The organism is Pantoea sp. FN0302 (genome assembly GCF_050113775.1).
GTDB lineage: Bacteria > Pseudomonadota > Gammaproteobacteria > Enterobacterales > Enterobacteriaceae > Mixta > Mixta alhagi.
Genome location: NZ_JBNJSM010000004.1, coordinates 179,270 through 195,118 on the forward strand (window position 1 = coordinate 179,270; position 15,849 = coordinate 195,118).

General features: G+C 53.6%; 18 protein-coding genes. 11 read left to right on the top strand and 7 right to left on the bottom strand.

Annotated elements, in window-relative coordinates:
- Window positions 1–214: 214 nt before the first annotated feature.
- From dtnK to ACQE32_RS16000, 3 genes are read left to right on the top strand one after another with little or no spacing between them, the layout of a single operon-like run.
- Complete coding sequence (gene dtnK, locus ACQE32_RS15990; protein ID WP_427022085.1) at window positions 215–1,477, top strand: D-threonate kinase; 1,263 nt, start codon at window positions 215–217, stop codon at window positions 1,475–1,477.
- Window positions 1,478–1,493: 16 nt separating this feature from the next.
- Window positions 1,494–2,450, top strand: a complete 957-nt coding sequence (locus ACQE32_RS15995; RefSeq protein WP_427022102.1) for a D-threonate 4-phosphate dehydrogenase — start codon at window positions 1,494–1,496, stop codon at window positions 2,448–2,450.
- Between the two features lie 6 nt (window positions 2,451–2,456).
- On the top strand, window positions 2,457–3,230 hold the full coding sequence (locus ACQE32_RS16000; RefSeq protein ID WP_426974501.1) for a DeoR/GlpR family DNA-binding transcription regulator: 774 nt from the start codon (window positions 2,457–2,459) through the stop codon (window positions 3,228–3,230).
- Between the two features lie 42 nt (window positions 3,231–3,272).
- On the opposite strand, the gene speD is transcribed toward ACQE32_RS16000, so the two are convergent.
- The 3 genes from speD to ACQE32_RS16015 all read right to left on the bottom strand — a co-directional run bounded on the left by speD (window position 3,273) and on the right by ACQE32_RS16015 (window position 5,424).
- The gene (gene speD / locus ACQE32_RS16005) at window positions 3,273–4,082 is read right to left on the bottom strand and encodes an adenosylmethionine decarboxylase (protein WP_426974502.1); all 810 of its coding nucleotides are present in this window, start codon (window positions 4,080–4,082) and stop codon (window positions 3,273–3,275) included.
- Between the two features lie 14 nt (window positions 4,083–4,096).
- Complete coding sequence (gene speE / locus ACQE32_RS16010) at window positions 4,097–4,969, bottom strand: polyamine aminopropyltransferase (RefSeq protein WP_250651857.1); 873 nt, start codon at window positions 4,967–4,969, stop codon at window positions 4,097–4,099.
- A gap of 107 nt (window positions 4,970–5,076) precedes the next feature.
- Window positions 5,077–5,424 (bottom strand): YacC family pilotin-like protein, encoded by a 348-nt coding sequence (locus tag ACQE32_RS16015; RefSeq protein WP_085067958.1) that lies wholly within the window; start codon window positions 5,422–5,424, stop codon window positions 5,077–5,079.
- A 461-nt stretch (window positions 5,425–5,885) separates the two neighbouring features.
- On the opposite strand from ACQE32_RS16015, the gene cueO reads away from it, so the two are divergent.
- Window positions 5,886–7,496: a multicopper oxidase CueO gene (gene cueO, locus ACQE32_RS16020; RefSeq protein WP_426974504.1), complete on the top strand. Its 1,611-nt coding sequence runs from the start codon at window positions 5,886–5,888 to the stop codon at window positions 7,494–7,496.
- A gap of 152 nt (window positions 7,497–7,648) precedes the next feature.
- Window positions 7,649–7,864, top strand: a complete 216-nt coding sequence (locus ACQE32_RS16025; protein ID WP_426974505.1) for a hypothetical protein — start codon at window positions 7,649–7,651, stop codon at window positions 7,862–7,864.
- Window positions 7,865–7,967: 103 nt separating this feature from the next.
- On the opposite strand, the gene ACQE32_RS16030 is transcribed toward ACQE32_RS16025, so the two are convergent.
- Window positions 7,968–9,251 (bottom strand): cystathionine gamma-synthase family protein, encoded by a 1,284-nt coding sequence (locus ACQE32_RS16030; protein WP_426974506.1) that lies wholly within the window; start codon window positions 9,249–9,251, stop codon window positions 7,968–7,970.
- A 248-nt stretch (window positions 9,252–9,499) separates the two neighbouring features.
- Here ACQE32_RS16030 and hpt point away from each other — a divergent pair, with 248 nt between their 5' ends.
- Window positions 9,500–10,036 (top strand): hypoxanthine phosphoribosyltransferase, encoded by a 537-nt coding sequence (gene hpt, locus ACQE32_RS16035; protein ID WP_426974507.1) that lies wholly within the window; start codon window positions 9,500–9,502, stop codon window positions 10,034–10,036.
- A 79-nt stretch (window positions 10,037–10,115) separates the two neighbouring features.
- On the opposite strand, the gene can is transcribed toward hpt, so the two are convergent.
- Window positions 10,116–10,778, bottom strand: a complete 663-nt coding sequence (can, locus tag ACQE32_RS16040; protein ID WP_208615334.1) for a carbonate dehydratase — start codon at window positions 10,776–10,778, stop codon at window positions 10,116–10,118.
- A 112-nt stretch (window positions 10,779–10,890) separates the two neighbouring features.
- On the opposite strand from can, the gene ACQE32_RS16045 reads away from it, so the two are divergent.
- From ACQE32_RS16045 to ACQE32_RS16065, 5 genes are all read left to right on the top strand, one after another.
- A complete protein-coding gene (locus ACQE32_RS16045) occupies window positions 10,891–11,817 on the top strand; it encodes an ABC transporter ATP-binding protein (RefSeq protein WP_085067953.1) in 927 nt (308 codons plus the stop codon).
- Window positions 11,814–12,584 carry an ABC transporter permease gene (locus ACQE32_RS16050; protein ID WP_085067952.1) on the top strand — a complete coding sequence of 257 codons (771 nt, stop codon included), beginning with the start codon at window positions 11,814–11,816 and terminating at the stop codon, window positions 12,582–12,584. The genes ACQE32_RS16045 and ACQE32_RS16050 overlap by 4 nt, the downstream gene beginning before the upstream one ends.
- 177 nt (window positions 12,585–12,761) lie before the next feature.
- The gene (locus ACQE32_RS16055; protein WP_426982110.1) at window positions 12,762–13,304 is read left to right on the top strand and encodes a TetR/AcrR family transcriptional regulator; all 543 of its coding nucleotides are present in this window, start codon (window positions 12,762–12,764) and stop codon (window positions 13,302–13,304) included.
- Window positions 13,305–13,345: 41 nt separating this feature from the next.
- Window positions 13,346–13,900 (top strand): sugar O-acetyltransferase, encoded by a 555-nt coding sequence (locus ACQE32_RS16060; protein ID WP_426974509.1) that lies wholly within the window; start codon window positions 13,346–13,348, stop codon window positions 13,898–13,900.
- Between the two features lie 20 nt (window positions 13,901–13,920).
- Window positions 13,921–14,493: a DUF1349 domain-containing protein gene (locus ACQE32_RS16065; RefSeq protein WP_427022086.1), complete on the top strand. Its 573-nt coding sequence runs from the start codon at window positions 13,921–13,923 to the stop codon at window positions 14,491–14,493.
- Between the two features lie 39 nt (window positions 14,494–14,532).
- On the opposite strand, the gene panD is transcribed toward ACQE32_RS16065, so the two are convergent.
- Window positions 14,533–14,913: an aspartate 1-decarboxylase gene (gene panD, locus ACQE32_RS16070; protein WP_038628123.1), complete on the bottom strand. Its 381-nt coding sequence runs from the start codon at window positions 14,911–14,913 to the stop codon at window positions 14,533–14,535.
- Between the two features lie 69 nt (window positions 14,914–14,982).
- The gene (gene panC, locus ACQE32_RS16075) at window positions 14,983–15,837 is read right to left on the bottom strand and encodes a pantoate--beta-alanine ligase (protein ID WP_426974511.1); all 855 of its coding nucleotides are present in this window, start codon (window positions 15,835–15,837) and stop codon (window positions 14,983–14,985) included.
- Window positions 15,838–15,849 lie beyond the last annotated feature (12 nt).

Genomic DNA, 15,849 nt, shown 5'->3' on the forward strand with positions numbered 1-15,849 from the left:
CATAAAGCTGAACGATGATTTAGTTTGTTCAAAAACGATTGTTGTCGGTCAATTTTATAGGGGAAATCGCATGTGATTAATTTGAGATTGCTCACATTTAATCAATCATGATTGAATATAATCATTAACGGGTTGGGTAGTTTCTTTTGTAAGCGGCGTACAACGCTTAAACAGGACGGGGAGCGAAGCGTGATGCAGCCAGTAAGGGGAATGTATGAAATTAATCGTCATCGCTGATGATTTTACCGGCGCTAATGATACCGGGGTTCAGCTGGCGAAGAAGGGCGCGCGTACTGAGGTAATGCTCTTTGCCCGGCAGTCGCCGTCACGCCGCGCCGATGTGCTGGTGATCAATACTGACAGCCGCGCGCTTGGGGCTTCTGACGCGGCGGATGCAGTAACGCAGGCGCTGGCCCGCTGGCGTCAGCAGGATTTGCTGATCTACAAAAAAATCGACTCCACCTTTCGCGGCAATCCCGGAGCGGAAATTGAAGCCGCATTGCACGCCAGCGGTAAAGGTCTGGCGCTGATCGCAGCGGCGATCCCTGGCGCAGGCCGCACCACCCTTAACGGCGAGTGCCTGGTGCATCAGGTGCCGCTGGCGCAGACCGAGTTTGCCAGCGATCCGCGCACGCCGATTAGCTCGTCACGCATCAAAACCCTTTTGCAGCAGCAAAGCGAGCTAAAGGTGATTGACGTTGCGTTGCCTGCGGTGCGCAGCGGTGAACTGGCTGCGCTGCTGCGGCAGTATCAACATCAGGCACCGGTGATGGTCGTGGTGGATGCGCTAACCGAACAGGATCTGGCGCTGATTGCCGAAGCGGCCCTTTCGCTGCCCGAAACACCGTTGCTGGTAGGTGCGGCAGGGCTGGCGGCGGCGTTGCCAGCCAGCGCCTGTATTACAAAACGCCAGGCGCTGCCGGTGCTGGTGATTGCCGGGTCAATGAGTGAAGCCACGCGTCGTCAGGTGGCGTTGGCTATCAATCAACAGCGCGCGCAGGTAGTAGATATCGACGCAGCGCAGTTGCTTATGCACGACGTTCCCGATTTTAGCGGGCTGGTACAGCAGGCGAGCGCGCTACTTGCAACTGGTCAGCACACGATTTTACGTACCAGCCGCAGCGCGGCGGATCGACAACAAATTGATGCGCTATGCCAGCAGCTTCACTGCAGTCGCGCGTTATTAGGCGAGCGTCTCAGCCAGCGGCTGGGTGAGCTGACGCTGGCAATTATCGACAGGACGCGTATCGGCGGGCTGTTTCTGACGGGCGGGGATATTGCCATTGCGGTTGCTCATGCGCTGGGCGCGGAAGGCTATCGCATCCAGCAGGAGGTTGCGCCCTGCGTTCCATGCGGCTGTTTTATCAACAGTGAGCTTGATGATTTGCCGGTGATTACCAAAGCCGGCGGTTTCGGTTCTGAGAGTGTGCTTTGTGACGCGCTCTCGTTTATTGAGGAGATGTACAGTGACCACTAAAACCATTGCGGTAACCATGGGCGATCCTGCCGGTATCGGCCCGGAGATTATTGTTAAAGCGCTTGCGGAAGGGGAGTTAAACGGCGCGCCAGCCGTGGTGGTAGGTTGTCTGGAGACGTTAAGGCGCGTAATGGCGCAGGGCAAACTCCCGCAAATGGAACTGAAAGAGATCACTTCAGTCGCGCAGGCGCACTTCACGCCCGGCACCATTAACGTGCTGGATGAACCGCTGGCCGATCCGCAGGCGCTGGTGCCCGGTAAGGTTCAGGCGCAGGCGGGCGACCTGGCGTACCGCTGCGTGAAGCGCGCAACGGCGCTGGCGCTGGCGGGAGAGGTGCATGCTATCGCCACCGCGCCGTTAAATAAAGAGGCGCTGCATTCGGCTGGTCACCTCTATCCTGGCCATACCGAACTGCTGGCGCAGCTGACTCAAAGTAAAGATTACGCCATGGTGCTCTATACTGACCGACTAAAAGTGATCCACGTTACCACTCATATCGCGCTGCGCAAATTTCTTGATACGCTGAATCAGCCACGCGTGGAAACGGTGATTGGTATGGCCGATACGTTTTTGCGCCGCGTCGGCTATACGCATCCGCGCATCGCTGTAGCTGGGGTGAATCCGCACGCCGGCGAAAATGGCCTGTTTGGCGATGAAGAGATCAACATTGTTGGTCCGGCGATTCAGGCGATGAAAGAGAGGGGCATTGATGCCCGCGGTCCTTGTCCGCCGGATACGGTTTATCTTCAGTGCTATGAAGGACAGTACGATATGGTGGTGGCGATGTATCACGATCAGGGCCATATTCCGCTTAAGCTGTTGGGCTTCTACGACGGGGTAAATATCACCGCTGGCCTGCCATTTATCCGCACCTCAGCGGACCACGGCACCGCATTTGATATTGCCTGGACAGGTAAAGCGAAGTCTGAGAGCATGGCCATCTCGATTCAACTTGCGATGCAACTTGCATAGGGAAAGATGAAAGGACAAAGTCGCCTCGACCAGATTATGGATTATCTGAAAGCACATAATCTGGTTACCGTTGATCAACTGGTAACGGCCATTTCCGCCTCGCCCGCCACTATCCGCCGCGATCTGATTAAGCTGGATCGGGAGGGCGTTATTAGCAGGACGCACGGCGGCGTGACGTTAAACCGTTTTATTCCTGAGCAGCCCACCACGTCAGAAAAAAGCCAGCGCCATCTGGCAGAGAAACAGGCGATTGCACGCGCCGCCGCCGCGCGCGTAAAAGCGGGCGATGCGGTGGTGCTGGATGCGGGCACCACCATGCTGGAGCTGGCGCGGCAGCTCACGCACCTGCCGCTGCGGGTCATTACCGCCGATCTGCATATTGCGCTGTTTCTTTCGGGATTCCGACAAATTGAAGTGACGATTATCGGCGGGCGCATTGATGATTCCAGTCAGTCATGCATTGGTGAACACGGACGCCGCCTGTTGCGCACGCTTCATCCCGATATTGCTTTTGTCAGCTGCAACTCCTGGAGCCTGGAGAAAGGTATTACCACGCCTACGGAGGATAAGGCCGGGCTGAAGCAGGATCTGCTGCTTAATGCACGTCAGCGGATATTACTGGCGGACAGCAGTAAATATGGTTCATGGTCACTGTTTTGCGTAACGCCGTTACAGGCGCTGACGGAGGTCATTACCGACGGCAGGCTAAGTGAAGAGGCGCAGGCACAGCTTAACGCAGAAGATTTTGCCTTAACGCTGGTGGATACGCAGGCCAAGTAAACGAAACGGGGCGGAAGATCCGCCCCGGTAAAGCAGGGGGCTTTACTGCGTTTTCAGGCCGAGAGAGGGAATATTACGGCCATAGTAGATTTCACGCATTTCCTTCCACAACAGATCGGTAATCCGCTTGTGTTCCTGCGGACTCAGGTCTTCCGGTCTGGTGTTGAACAGGTAATGTTTGAGATCGAATTCTTTCAGCAACATCTTGGTGTGAAAGATGTTTTCCTGATAAACATTCACATCGACCATATCATACATCGCCTTCATATCATCCGACATAAAGTTCTGTACAGAGTTGATCTCATGATCGATAAAGTGCTTCACGCCGTTAACGTCACGGGTAAAACCGCGTACGCGATAATCAACGGTAACGATGTCCGATTCCAGCTGATGGATAAGGTAATTCAGCGCCTTCAGCGGGGAAATAACGCCGCAGGTAGAGACTTCAATATCAGCACGGAACGTACATAATCCGCCTTCGGGATGGCTCTCCGGATAGGTGTGAACGCAAATATGACTTTTATCCAGGTGAGCGACTACCGAACCAGGCAGCGGGCCGGGATGCTCCGAATTATCAATATCTTTCGGATCGATCGGCTCTTCGCTAACCAGAATAGTGACGCTGGCACCTTGCGGTTCATAATCCTGACGCGCGATATTCAGCACGTTAGCGCCGATAATCGAGCAGGTTTCGGTCAGGATTTCAGTCAGACGGTTAGCGTTGTACTGCTCATCGATATAAGCAATATAGCCATCGCGTTCGGCCTCACTGTTCGCATAGCAAATGTCGTAGATACAAAAACTCAGGCTTTTCGTCAGGTTGTTGAAGCCATGTAGTTTCAGCTTTTGCAATTTAGTTCACCTCCTTATAAATGCCCGGTCGGTGCAGACAGTGCATTCAACAGATATTGCGGCAGAGCAAAACTGCCCGTATGGATTGCCGGATTATAGTAACGGCAGTTCAGGCCTGCTGACGCAAAGCGCGCCTGCAGCGTGGCGGTATCAAGCTGACGCAGTGCCGGGTTATCGCTCGCCCAGGCAAAGGTCATAATGCCGCCGTAATAGGTTGGGATCGCCGCCTGATAAAAACTGACATCGCTGAAGTAGTGGCCCAGTTTGCGATGGCTGGTCACGGCTTCATCCTGTTGCAGAAAGCTAACGCCATTCTGCGCGACAAAGATGCCATTTTCATTAAGGCAACGTTTACAACCCTGATAAAACTCAGAGGTAAACAGGCTTTCACCCGGACCGACCGGATCGGTACAGTCTGAGATGATCACATCGAACTTTTCGCTGGTTTGCGTAACGAAGTTCACCCCATCGTCGATCACCAGACGGAAGCGCGGATCGTCATAAGCGCCAGCGCTATGGTTGGGCAGATACTGGCGGCAAAACTCGACCACGCCCGCGTCGATTTCCACCATCGTAATCTGTTCCAGCCCGGCGTGACGACTGACTTCACGCAGCATACCGCCATCGCCGCCGCCGATAATCAACACCTTTTTGGCGTTGCCGTGGGCCAGCAGCGGAACGTGCGTTAACATTTCGTGATAGATGAATTCATCGCGCTCGGTGGTTTGCACTACGCCATCCAGCGCCATGACGCGACCGAAAGCCGCATTTTCGAAGATGATCAGATCCTGGTGCTCGGTCTTTTCACGATAGAGAACCTTGTCTACCGTGAAATATTGACCAAAGCCGGCATGAAGCGTTTCATACCAAATTTCATTTTGGGCCATGGTGGGGCTCTCCTCAGAATAGCCATGAAAATTGGGCGGCACATCATAGCTAACTCTGCATGGGGTTGCACGGTCAAATTAGCAGCAGGAGAGCACAGAGCAGCAAATTACTTAACGTAAGCCAGCAGGCTGAGCGAGTCGCGTGCTAACGCCTTACATTTCTTATCGTTAGAGACAGCAATGCCGCTCAGATCGCGATAGCTCTCTTCTCCCAGTAATTTCATGTTGTAGCTGCCATAGTTGGTAAGATCCCAACGGTTCTGCTGGGCAAAGAAAACCAACGCCTTGCGGATTTGCGCATCGGGCAGATCCTGATAGCCGCAATCATTTTTTAGATAGACAAATACCGCGGTCAGATCGGCCAGATCTTCCGCTTCTGATTCGCTAAGCGCAAAGCTGGTGGATGAGAAGCCAAGAAGCCCCGACAGCAACAGGACTTTGATGCCCTTCGTCATAATCATTCTCTAAAAATTGCAATCATCTGACGTTAGCACAGTTATGCACCGTCTTCAGGCCATTTTTACGCTTTGTTGCCGTTTGTGCTAAAAATCGCCAATTCAGTCTGGCAGGCGCCATTTCTTCACGCCGGAAACACAGTAATTGAGCCATGTCTGATAGTCATCACCTCATTTTGCGGGAAGTCTCAGAGTCTGCAGGCAGATGAGTTGAACAAAAGCCGGTCGAATTGAAGGCGATTACTTTTATGATGCAGGCCGCACAGGAACCCTTCCTCTGATGCCACCCGATATAAAAAGAGTAATAAATCTGCCCCTTTCAAAGATGAAGCCTGATATGCGTATTAAACAAGCCATAACCCTATTGATGTAGCTATCTTAGGTTCATTTGCTTGTTAGCTTGACTTTGCCGTTAGGGCAAGGTTTAGGATAACGCCCTCAATATGATAAAGGACGCCATCATGCAACGCCGAGACTTTCTTAAACTGACCGCAGCGCTGAGTGCCGCAGGCCTGTTTCCCTTCTGGCAGGGGCGTGCGCTGGCCGCTGGTCGCCCGGCGCTACCGATCCCCGATCTGCTGAAGCCCGATATTCACGGTGCGGTGCGCCTGATTGCTCAGTCCGGCACCAGCCACTGGCACGGAAAAGCGGTCAATACCTGGGGCTATAACGGCGCGCTGCTGGGTCCGGCGATTGAGATGACGCGTGGTAAGACGCTGAAAGTGCTGATGGAAAACCGCCTGTCGCAGGCGACCACGGTACACTGGCACGGGCTGGAGGTGCCGGGGGATGTGGATGGCGGCCCGCAGGCCACGATCGCGCCCGGCGGTCAACGCACGGTTTCCATTACGCCCGACCAACCAGCGGCAACCTGCTGGTTTCATCCGCATCAGCATGGAAAGACCGGCTATCAGGTAGCGCAGGGGCTGGCCGGGCTGGTAGTGCTGCGTGATGAGGAATCAGAAAAGCTGCTGCTGCCGAAGCAGTGGGGCGTGGATGACATCCCGCTGATTTTACAGGACAAGCAGCTAACGGCAGAGGGTACCGGCATTGATTATCAGCTGGACGTTATGCATGCCGCAGTGGGCTGGTTTGGCAATCTGATGCTGACCAACGGCGTGCCTTATCCGCAGCAAGCGGTGCCGCGTGGCTGGCTGCGTCTGCGTCTGCTGAACGGTTGCAACGCTCGCTCACTTAACCTGACGGCCAGCGACAAGCGCGCGCTGTACGTTATCGCCAGCGATGGTGGCCTGCTGGCAGAGCCGGTGCAGGTAGAAACACTAATGCTACTGCCGGGCGAACGTTTTGAAGTGCTGGTGGATACCAGCGATGGCAAAGCCTTTGATTTGGTAACGCTGCCGGTTAATCAGATGGGCATGACGCTGGCGCCGTTTGATGCGCCGCTGCCGCTGCTGCATATTTTGCCGTTGCGGGTAATGGCCAGCGGCTCGCTGCCGGATACGTTGGCTAATTTGCCGCCGTTACCTGCCAGCGATAACCTTCCGGGCCGTTGGTTACAGCTGATGATGGATCCTCAACTGGATCGGCTGGGGATGCAGGCGCTGCAACAGCGTTACGGCAAACAGGCAATGGCGGGCCATGAGAGTACAGGGCATGCTATGGCGCAACATACGGATTCAGCCGGTCACGATCATCAGGCAATGACGCATCAGAACCACAGTCATGCGATAGAGAATATGCCGCCGCAAACCGCTTCCGGCTATGATTTCCATAACGGTAATAAGATCAACGGCCAGGCCTTTGATATGAACAAGCCACTGTTTGCCGTGAAGCAGGGCCAGCTGGAGAAGTGGACCATTTCCGGCGAAGGCGATGCGATGCTGCATCCTTTTCATATCCACGGCACGCAGTTCCGTATTCTTTCAGAAAACGGCAAGCCGCCTGCGCCGCACCGGCAGGGATGGAAGGATACGGTGCATGTGGAAGGCTGGCGTAGCGAAGTGCTGGTGCGTTTTAATCATAAGGCCAGCGCTCAGCAGGCGTATATGGCGCACTGTCATCTGCTGGAACATGAAGATACCGGCATGATGCTGGGCTTTACCGTCGAATAACCCCATATCTTTTGCCAATGCCCGATTATGGTGAACGCGATCGGGCGTTAATGGTTTAATTTTTCATTTGCGGCAGATAAATAGCGGTATCGTTAATTAAAAACTTTTCTTAGCAAAATAGATTTATACGGAAATTAATTAAAGGAGTAATTATGACACGTAAAAAGTCTTCGCTTATTTTTTCTATTAGTTATCTGTCTACTATTTATATTGTTACGCATAGCTCTTTGAGAGTAAGCGCGCCTTGCCAACAGCTTACGGATATCCTGGCAGCACTGTTGATATTCCTGGGAGTAAATAAATCCTGTTATTTGCTAACAGCTTTTTATCATTGGTATAAAGGGACGGATGAAAAAACTAAAACATAACTATTTCACGCGGCGTTATTCATTGTGCTTTTAAAAACCATCCCTTTATAAAAGGGCCACCTTTTTCAGACAGCCCTTTAACTTTTCTTATCATACTGCGGGATTATGCCTGCTCCAGCGCCAGGCGGAGATCTTCAATGAGATCGTCGCTGTTCTCAATGCCAATCGACAAACGAATGGTCGCTTCGCCAATACCAATCCGCTGCCGTACTTCAGCGGGCACGCCGGAATGGGTGGTGCTGCCCGGATGGCTGGCAAGCGATTCGGTACCGCCGAGGCTTACCGCCAGCTTAAACAGCTGTAGCGCGTTAAGGAAACGGAAAGCGGCGGGCTGACCGCCACGAACATCAAAGGAAAAGGTTGAGCCCGCGCCGCTGCTTTGCGCCTGAAATGTTTTACCCGCCGCAGAGTCGCTATCCAGAAACCTCAGATAGTGCAGCTTTTCCACTTTCTGATGATCGCGTAAGAAACGGGCTACCGCTTCGGCATTACTGTTCGCTTTTTCCATGCGCAGCGACAGCGTTTCCAGCGAGCGGCCCAGCATCCAGCTGGAGTGCGGATCCAGCTGGGTACCAATAGCGCTGCGCAAGGCGCGAACCTGATTCATCAGTGCTTTACTGCCCATCGCCGCGCCGGCGATCAGATCGGAGTGTCCGCCAACATATTTTGTGAGTGAATAGAGCGAAATGTCCGCGCCATGCTCCAGCGGGCGCTGAAACAGCGGGCCAAGCAGCGTATTGTCGCAGGCAATAATCGGTCGGCTTCCCTGCTGTTCGCCAATCTTATCTGCCACGCGGCGAATCAGGGCGATATCCACCAGGCTGTTGGTAGGGTTGGCGGGCGTTTCAATTAAAATAACCGCCACGCGGCCAATCGCCGTTGCCCGGTCGGCTGCCTCCTGTACTTTTTCCTCATCCAGACCATCGCTGAAGCCTACTGCCGCCACGCCAAGCTGATGGAAGGTTTTGCTCAGCAGGGTTTCAGTGCCGCCATACAGCGGCTGTGAATGCAGAATAACGTCGCCAGGCCGCACAAAAGCGAGCAGGGTGGTAGAAATAGCGGACATTCCCGAAGAGAACAGCACGCTGCTTTCAGCCCGCTCATACACCGCCAGCCGATCCTCGACAATCTCGCTGTTAGGATGATTAAAGCGGGAATAGACCAGCCCGCCGGACAGGCCTGCAGGCGGCTCGCGTCGGCCTGAGACATAATCGAAAAAGTCGCGACCATCTTCAGCGCTTTTGAAAACAAAGGTAGAGGTCAAAAACACCGGCGGCTTAACCGCGCCTTCTGATAAGGCAGGATCGTAACCGTAGTTCAGCATTTGCGTTTCCGGCTGTAGCGGGCGGTTACCAATATGGGTTTTTTTAGTCTGAGCAGCGCACATAATCTCTCCTGGCGATGAAGCCGTCTGGCATCATAAATTGAGCTTACGCTATCACAGGCGCTCATTGGCTGATAAATGACTTAACGTTCTAACTTTAAAACCAAAAGCATAATTAAATAACGCGTCTTGGAAGTTTAGCAGTCTGTATATCTGTTTCTCGCCGGGGCAAAGGTTGGCTGCGTTGGGGTATTTGGCGGACAAAATATGATAGACTTTGCTGCTTTCGACAGATGACGAAGCCTGAAGCTATGAAACACACCGTTGAAGTTATGCTCTCCGAAGCGGAGATTCGCAATCGTATCGCTGAACTGGGTCAACAAATCACTGAGCACTACCGTGACAGCGGAAGCGACATGGTGCTGGTAGGCCTGCTGCGCGGCTCCTTTATGTTTATGGCCGATCTGTGTCGTACCATTGAAGTGCCACACGAAGTCGATTTTATGACCGCATCCAGCTACGGCAGCGGCATGTCCAGCAGCCGTGATGTGAAAATTCTGAAAGATCTGGATGAAGACATCCGCGGAAAAGATGTGCTGATCGTGGAAGATATTATCGATTCTGGTAATACACTGAGCAAAGTGCGAGAAATTCTCAGCCTGCGCGAGCCGAAGTCACTGGCCATCTGTACCCTGCTGGATAAGCCTTCGCGCCGTGAAGTAGCGGTGAACGTTGAATATATCGGTTTCTCTATTCCTGACGAATTCGTGGTTGGCTACGGCATTGACTACGCGCAGCGCTATCGTCATCTGCCTTACATCGGCAAAGTAGTCATGCTGGAAGAGTAATACAGGCGATTGTGCTGCCAGAGACAGCACAATCGATTAAAGATAGCGGTTGCCGGAAAGGCTATTATGCTGCCCCTGATTAGCGATGGCTTTCAGGTTGATTCAGCAGGTTAGCAATGCCTTGATGGTAACGCTGTTCAAGCAATTCGCGGTTGGTGGCGGTGACTTCCAGGTCGCGCAGGCAGCCATCATGGATGCCGTAAACCCAGCCGTGAATCGTGACTTTCTGCCCACGTTTCCATGCTGATTGCAGAATAGTTGAATGGCCCAGGTTATAAACCTGCTCCATGACGTTGATTTCACAAAGCTTATCAAAGCGTTTCTCTGGCGGCAGTTCGCCAAGGAACGAGCTATGCTTGTACCACAAATCGCGGATATGCAGCAGCCAGTTGTTGATCAGGCCCAGTTCCGGGTTTTCTACCGCCGCCTGCACGCCGCCGCATCCGTAGTGTCCACAAATGATGATATGTTCCACCTCCAGTACCTCTACCGCATATTGCACCACGGAGAGACAGTTGAGGTCGGTATGGATCACCAGGTTGGCTACATTACGGTGAACAAACAGTTCACCTGGCTCAAGGCCGGTTAAGCGCTCGGCTGGAACGCGGCTGTCAGAACAGCCAATCCACAAAAAGCGTGGCTTTTGCGCCAGGGCAAGACGTTCAAAGAAGCCGGGATCTTCTTCAACCAGTAATTTGGACCATTCGCGGTTGTTGCTGATTAGTGTATCAATATCTTTCATGATGGTTATCGATCTGTAACAAGCAGAAATGCGTTTCCGTACTATAGGACAACATTTGGTAATTTTAAACGGTAAAAACGATTGTTAACAAAACAGGGTAAATAACGCTTCTATGACGTATGCACTGGAACTTGAAAAGCTCACCAAAACCTATCCCGGCGGCGTGCAGGCGCTAAAAGGGATCGATTTGTCGGTTGAGGCGGGCGACTTTTATGCGTTGCTGGGGCCAAACGGCGCCGGTAAATCAACCACCATCGGCATCATCAGTTCACTGGTTAACAAAAGCGGCGGTCGGGTTCGTGTCTTTGGTTACGACCTGGAAAAAGATGTGGTCAACGCCAAGCGTCAGTTGGGGCTGGTGCCGCAGGAGTTTAACTTCAATCCGTTTGAAACCGTTTTTCAGATTGTGGTTAATCAGGCGGGTTACTATGGCGTTGAACGGCGCGAGGCGCAGCAGCGAGCAGAAAAATACCTGACCCAGCTCGACCTGTGGAACAAACGCAACGAGCGCGCGCGTATGCTTTCCGGCGGCATGAAGCGTCGCCTGATGATCGCGCGTGCGCTGATGCATCAGCCCAAGCTGCTGATCCTTGATGAGCCGACCGCTGGCGTCGATATTGAGCTGCGTCGTTCAATGTGGGTATTCCTGAAAGAGCTAAACGCGCAGGGCACCACCATTATCCTCACCACCCACTATCTGGAGGAAGCAGAAATGCTCTGCCGTAATATCGGCATCATTCAGAGCGGTGAACTGGTTGAGAACACCTCAATGAAAGGGCTGCTTTCGAAGCTGAAATCGGAAACCTTTATCCTCGATCTGGCGGCGAAAAGCGCCTTGCCGAAGCTGGAAGGCTTCCAGTACCGCCTGCTGGATACCTCAACGCTGGAAGTTGAGGTCATGCGCGAGCAGGGGTTAAACAGCGTTTTCAGCCAGCTTAGCGCGCAGGGTGTGCAGGTGCTTAGCATGCGTAACAAGGCGAATCGCCTGGAAGAGCTGTTTGTGAGTCTGGTGCAGGGGAAAACGGGAGGTCACGCATGATGCACTTATATTGGGTTGCGCTGAAAAGCATCTGGGCCAAAGAGATTAACCGTTTTGCCCGTATCTGGATCCAGACGCTGGTGCCGCCGGTCATCACCATGACGCTCTACTTTATTATTTTTGGTAATTTGATCGGCTCGCGCATCGGCGATATGCACGGCTTCAGCTATATGCAGTTTATCGTGCCCGGCCTGATTATGATGGCGGTGATCACCAACGCCTACGCTAACGTAGCCTCCTCCTTCTTTAGCGCCAAGTTTCAGCGCAACATTGAAGAGTTGCTGGTGGCACCGGTGCCGACCCATATCGTGATCGCCGGTTACGTTGGCGGCGGCGTGGCGCGCGGCATCTGCGTGGGGATCCTGGTTACGGCGGTCTCGCTCTTTTTTGTGCCGTTCCACGTGCACTCCTGGCTGATGGTGGCGGTTACGCTGCTGCTGACGGCGATTATGTTTTCTCTGGCGGGCCTGCTGAACGCGGTATTTGCCCGTACCTTTGACGACATTAGCCTGATCCCAACCTTTGTTCTGACGCCGCTGACCTATCTGGGCGGGGTGTTTTATTCGCTGACGCTGCTGCCGCCATTCTGGCAGGCGGTTTCGAAGCTGAACCCGGTGGTCTATATGATCAGCGGCTTCCGTTACGGCTTTTTGGGCATTAACGACGTTCCGCTGGTGTTTACGCTTTCGGTACTGATCGCCTTTATCGTGGTGTTTTATATTCTCGCCTGGACGCTGATACAGCGCGGGCGCGGTTTACGCACCTGATGCCCGCTTGCTGAACGCGCTCCCCGGAGCGCGTTTTTTTTGCCTGCGTTCTCCCCTGTGCAGCGTTTCTGCTGTTCTCACGTAAAGGCTGCGATCGCTCTCACATCTTCAATTAGTACATCTGTACAATTTCATCGGCTGTGTCAGGCTGTCAGCTGCAAAAACAGAGAGGCACAAATGACAGAGAGAAGCTGGCGCCAGGATCCGCTGCGACGCGAACGCATCGCCGAAGCGGCTCTGGAAGTAATTGTAAAATATGGCGTTGCCGGGACAACCTATCGTAAGGTTGCGGCGCAAGCTGCCGTGCCGCTTAGCGCGGTAAGTTACTATTTCAGCAGCCTGAATGCGCTGCTTTTTGCCGCTTTTAACCAGCTTTCCCGGCATATTTCCGATCAATTCTCAGCGCTTATCACCCGCGCACGAACACAGCAGGAGGCGATAGACGCGGTAGTCACCATTATTTTTGGCGATGCCACTTCCTCATCGCGCACTCTGCTACTGAGCTATGAACTGTACGCTTTCGCCAGCCGTCATCCGCAGCTAAAACCGGTGATGCTGGAATGGATGACACGCAGCCGCAGCGCGCTGGAGCACCATTTTTCGCCGACGGCGGCGGTCGCCATCGACGCTTTTATTGAAGGCATGATGATCCATCGTTCAGTAATGCCGGTCGTACCTGAACAGGTGGCCAATGCCATCCGACAGCTGGCCAGCCTGTAGCTCAGGCTTCTGGCTTTGTAATCCGCACTAATGGAGGGACTATGACAGAAGCAGAAAAAGCGCTGGCGGGGCTGCTTTACGATGCCAATTACGATCCGGCGCTCATCGCCGAACGTGGCGAGGTGAAGTACCGGCTGCAAATCTACAACACCACCGATCCGCGTGATTTGGCGCAGCGGGAGAAACAGCTTAAGGCGCTGCTGGGTAAAACCGGCGAGCAGATCCTGATTGAACAGCCTTTTTACTGCGACTACGGGCGAAATATCGAAGTCGGTGAAAACTTTTATGCCAACGTTAATCTGGTGATCCTTGACTGCGGCAAGGTCACTATCGGCGACAACGTTTTTATCGCGCCCTGCGTCGGCATTCATACCGCCGGTCATCCGCTGGACGTGGAGCAGCGCAATCGAGGGCTGGAATATGCCCGCCCGGTTACCATCGGCAATAACGTCTGGATTGGCGCAGGCGTACAGATATTGCCAGGCGTCACGATTGGCGATAACAGCGTGATTGGCGCCGGTAGCGTGGTAACGAAAAGCGTGCCGGAAAATGTGGTGGCGGCGGGAAATCCGTGCCGGGTACTAAAAACAATTTAATCACTATGCTGAGGTTTGTTATGCCGCAGTTTCACTGGATTAATGAGCCAGCCGTCTGGCGCAATGAGAACGGTCAGTTAACCGTCATCACCGACGGTCAAACCGATTTCTGGCGCGAAATCTGGTACGGTTTTACCCGCTTCAGCGGCCACTTTTGGGGCTGCGAGATACAGGAAGATTTTACTTTTCAGGCGCGGGTGCGTGCCGATTTTCATACCCTGTACGATCAGGCAGGCATTATGTTTATGGCTGATGAGCAGCACTGGTTAAAAGCGGGAATTGAATATAACGATGGACAGCCGGCGATGGGCAGCGTGCTGACTCAGGGGTGTTCTGACTGGGCAACCGGCCCGTTCAACGGCGATGCGCGTGATTTCTGGATGCGCTTAACGCTGCGTGACCATGCTCTGCGGCTGCAGTATTCAGCTGACGGCGTTGTCTGGCCGTTGCTGCGGCTGTGTCATATCGCTAAAGCTGAACGTTATCAGGTGGGGATAATGTGTTGTACCCCAGAGCGCGCCGGGCTGGAAGTGATGTTCAGTGACATAAGCCTGACGCCGCCGAATGGCAAAGCGCTGCACGATTTAAGTTAAAAAGCAGGCGAGCGGGGCGACCCTGCCCCGCTGCGAGGGTCAGGCAACCTGCACCGGCACCGCTTTAGCCAGGCGTTTCATCTGGTTATCACCTTCGAAATAAGCCACTTTGGGCTGCCACTGGCGCGCTTCTTCGTCCGGCATCTGTACATAAGAACAGATAATCAAAATATCACCTTCACAGGCGCAGCGGGCAGCCGCGCCGTTAACGGAAATGATTTTCGAACCACGTTCAGCAGCAATTGCGTAGGTAGAGAAACGCTGGCCGTTGGTTACGTTATAAATATCGATCGCCTCGTACTGAAGAATACCGGAAGCGTCGAGAAAGTCCTGGTCAATGGCGCAGGAACCTTCGTAGTGCAAGTCAGCCTGAGTGACTTTCACTCGATGCAGCTTGCCTTGCAGCATGGTGCGTACCATATCTCTGTTACCTTGTTCTGCAACGAATCAAAAGTTGAGCGACAGTATTCATGGATTACCGACGCTTGTCTACTGGGTCAGATCAACCGTCTGATTGTCGATCAGTCGGGCTTTGCCCAGCCATGCAGCCATTAAAATAACCGCCTGTTTGCTCTCTACATTGAGCGGCAGCAGCGTTTGGGCGTCACAGATCGCCAGGCCGTCCGGCGTTAAACCTTTATCACGCAGCTCGGCTTCGGCGCTTTCGATAATCTCTTCAATATGGCGCTCGCCGTTGGCCAGCTTACTCGCCATCGTTTTCATTACCTGGCTCAGCGCCGGTGCCAGCTTACGCTCATCGGCGGTCAGGTAGCCGTTACGCGAACTGAGCGCCAGGCCATCTTTCGCACGCACCGTCGGCACGCCGATAATATCGATATCGTAGCCCATATCCGCAACCATCTTGCGTATCAGCGCCAGCTGTTGATAATCCTTTTCGCCGAAGCAGGCCAGATCAGGCTGCACCAGATTAAACAGCTTGCTCACGATGGTTGAAACGCCACGGAAATGGCCGGGGCGACTGGCGCCTTCCAGCAGGCTGGAGAGGCCTGGCACCTCAACAAAGGTCTGGGTATCCAGCCCTTTGGGATAGACATCGGCGGGAGCCGGAGCAAACACCAGATCAACCCGCGCCCGGTTCAGCTTTTCACAATCTTCCTGCAGCGTGCGCGGATAGCGTGCCAGATCTTCAGCGCGATCGAACTGCATGGGGTTAACAAAAATAGTTACCACCACAATGTCGGCGCGCTCGCGGGCTTCATCCACCAGCGTCATATGACCTTCATGCAGGTTGCCCATGGTCGGCACCAGCGCAATGCGTTTGCCTTCCTGACGCCAGCGCCTGATTTCACGGCGTAGCATCGGCAACGTTTCGATAATCAACACGGACTTTCTCCT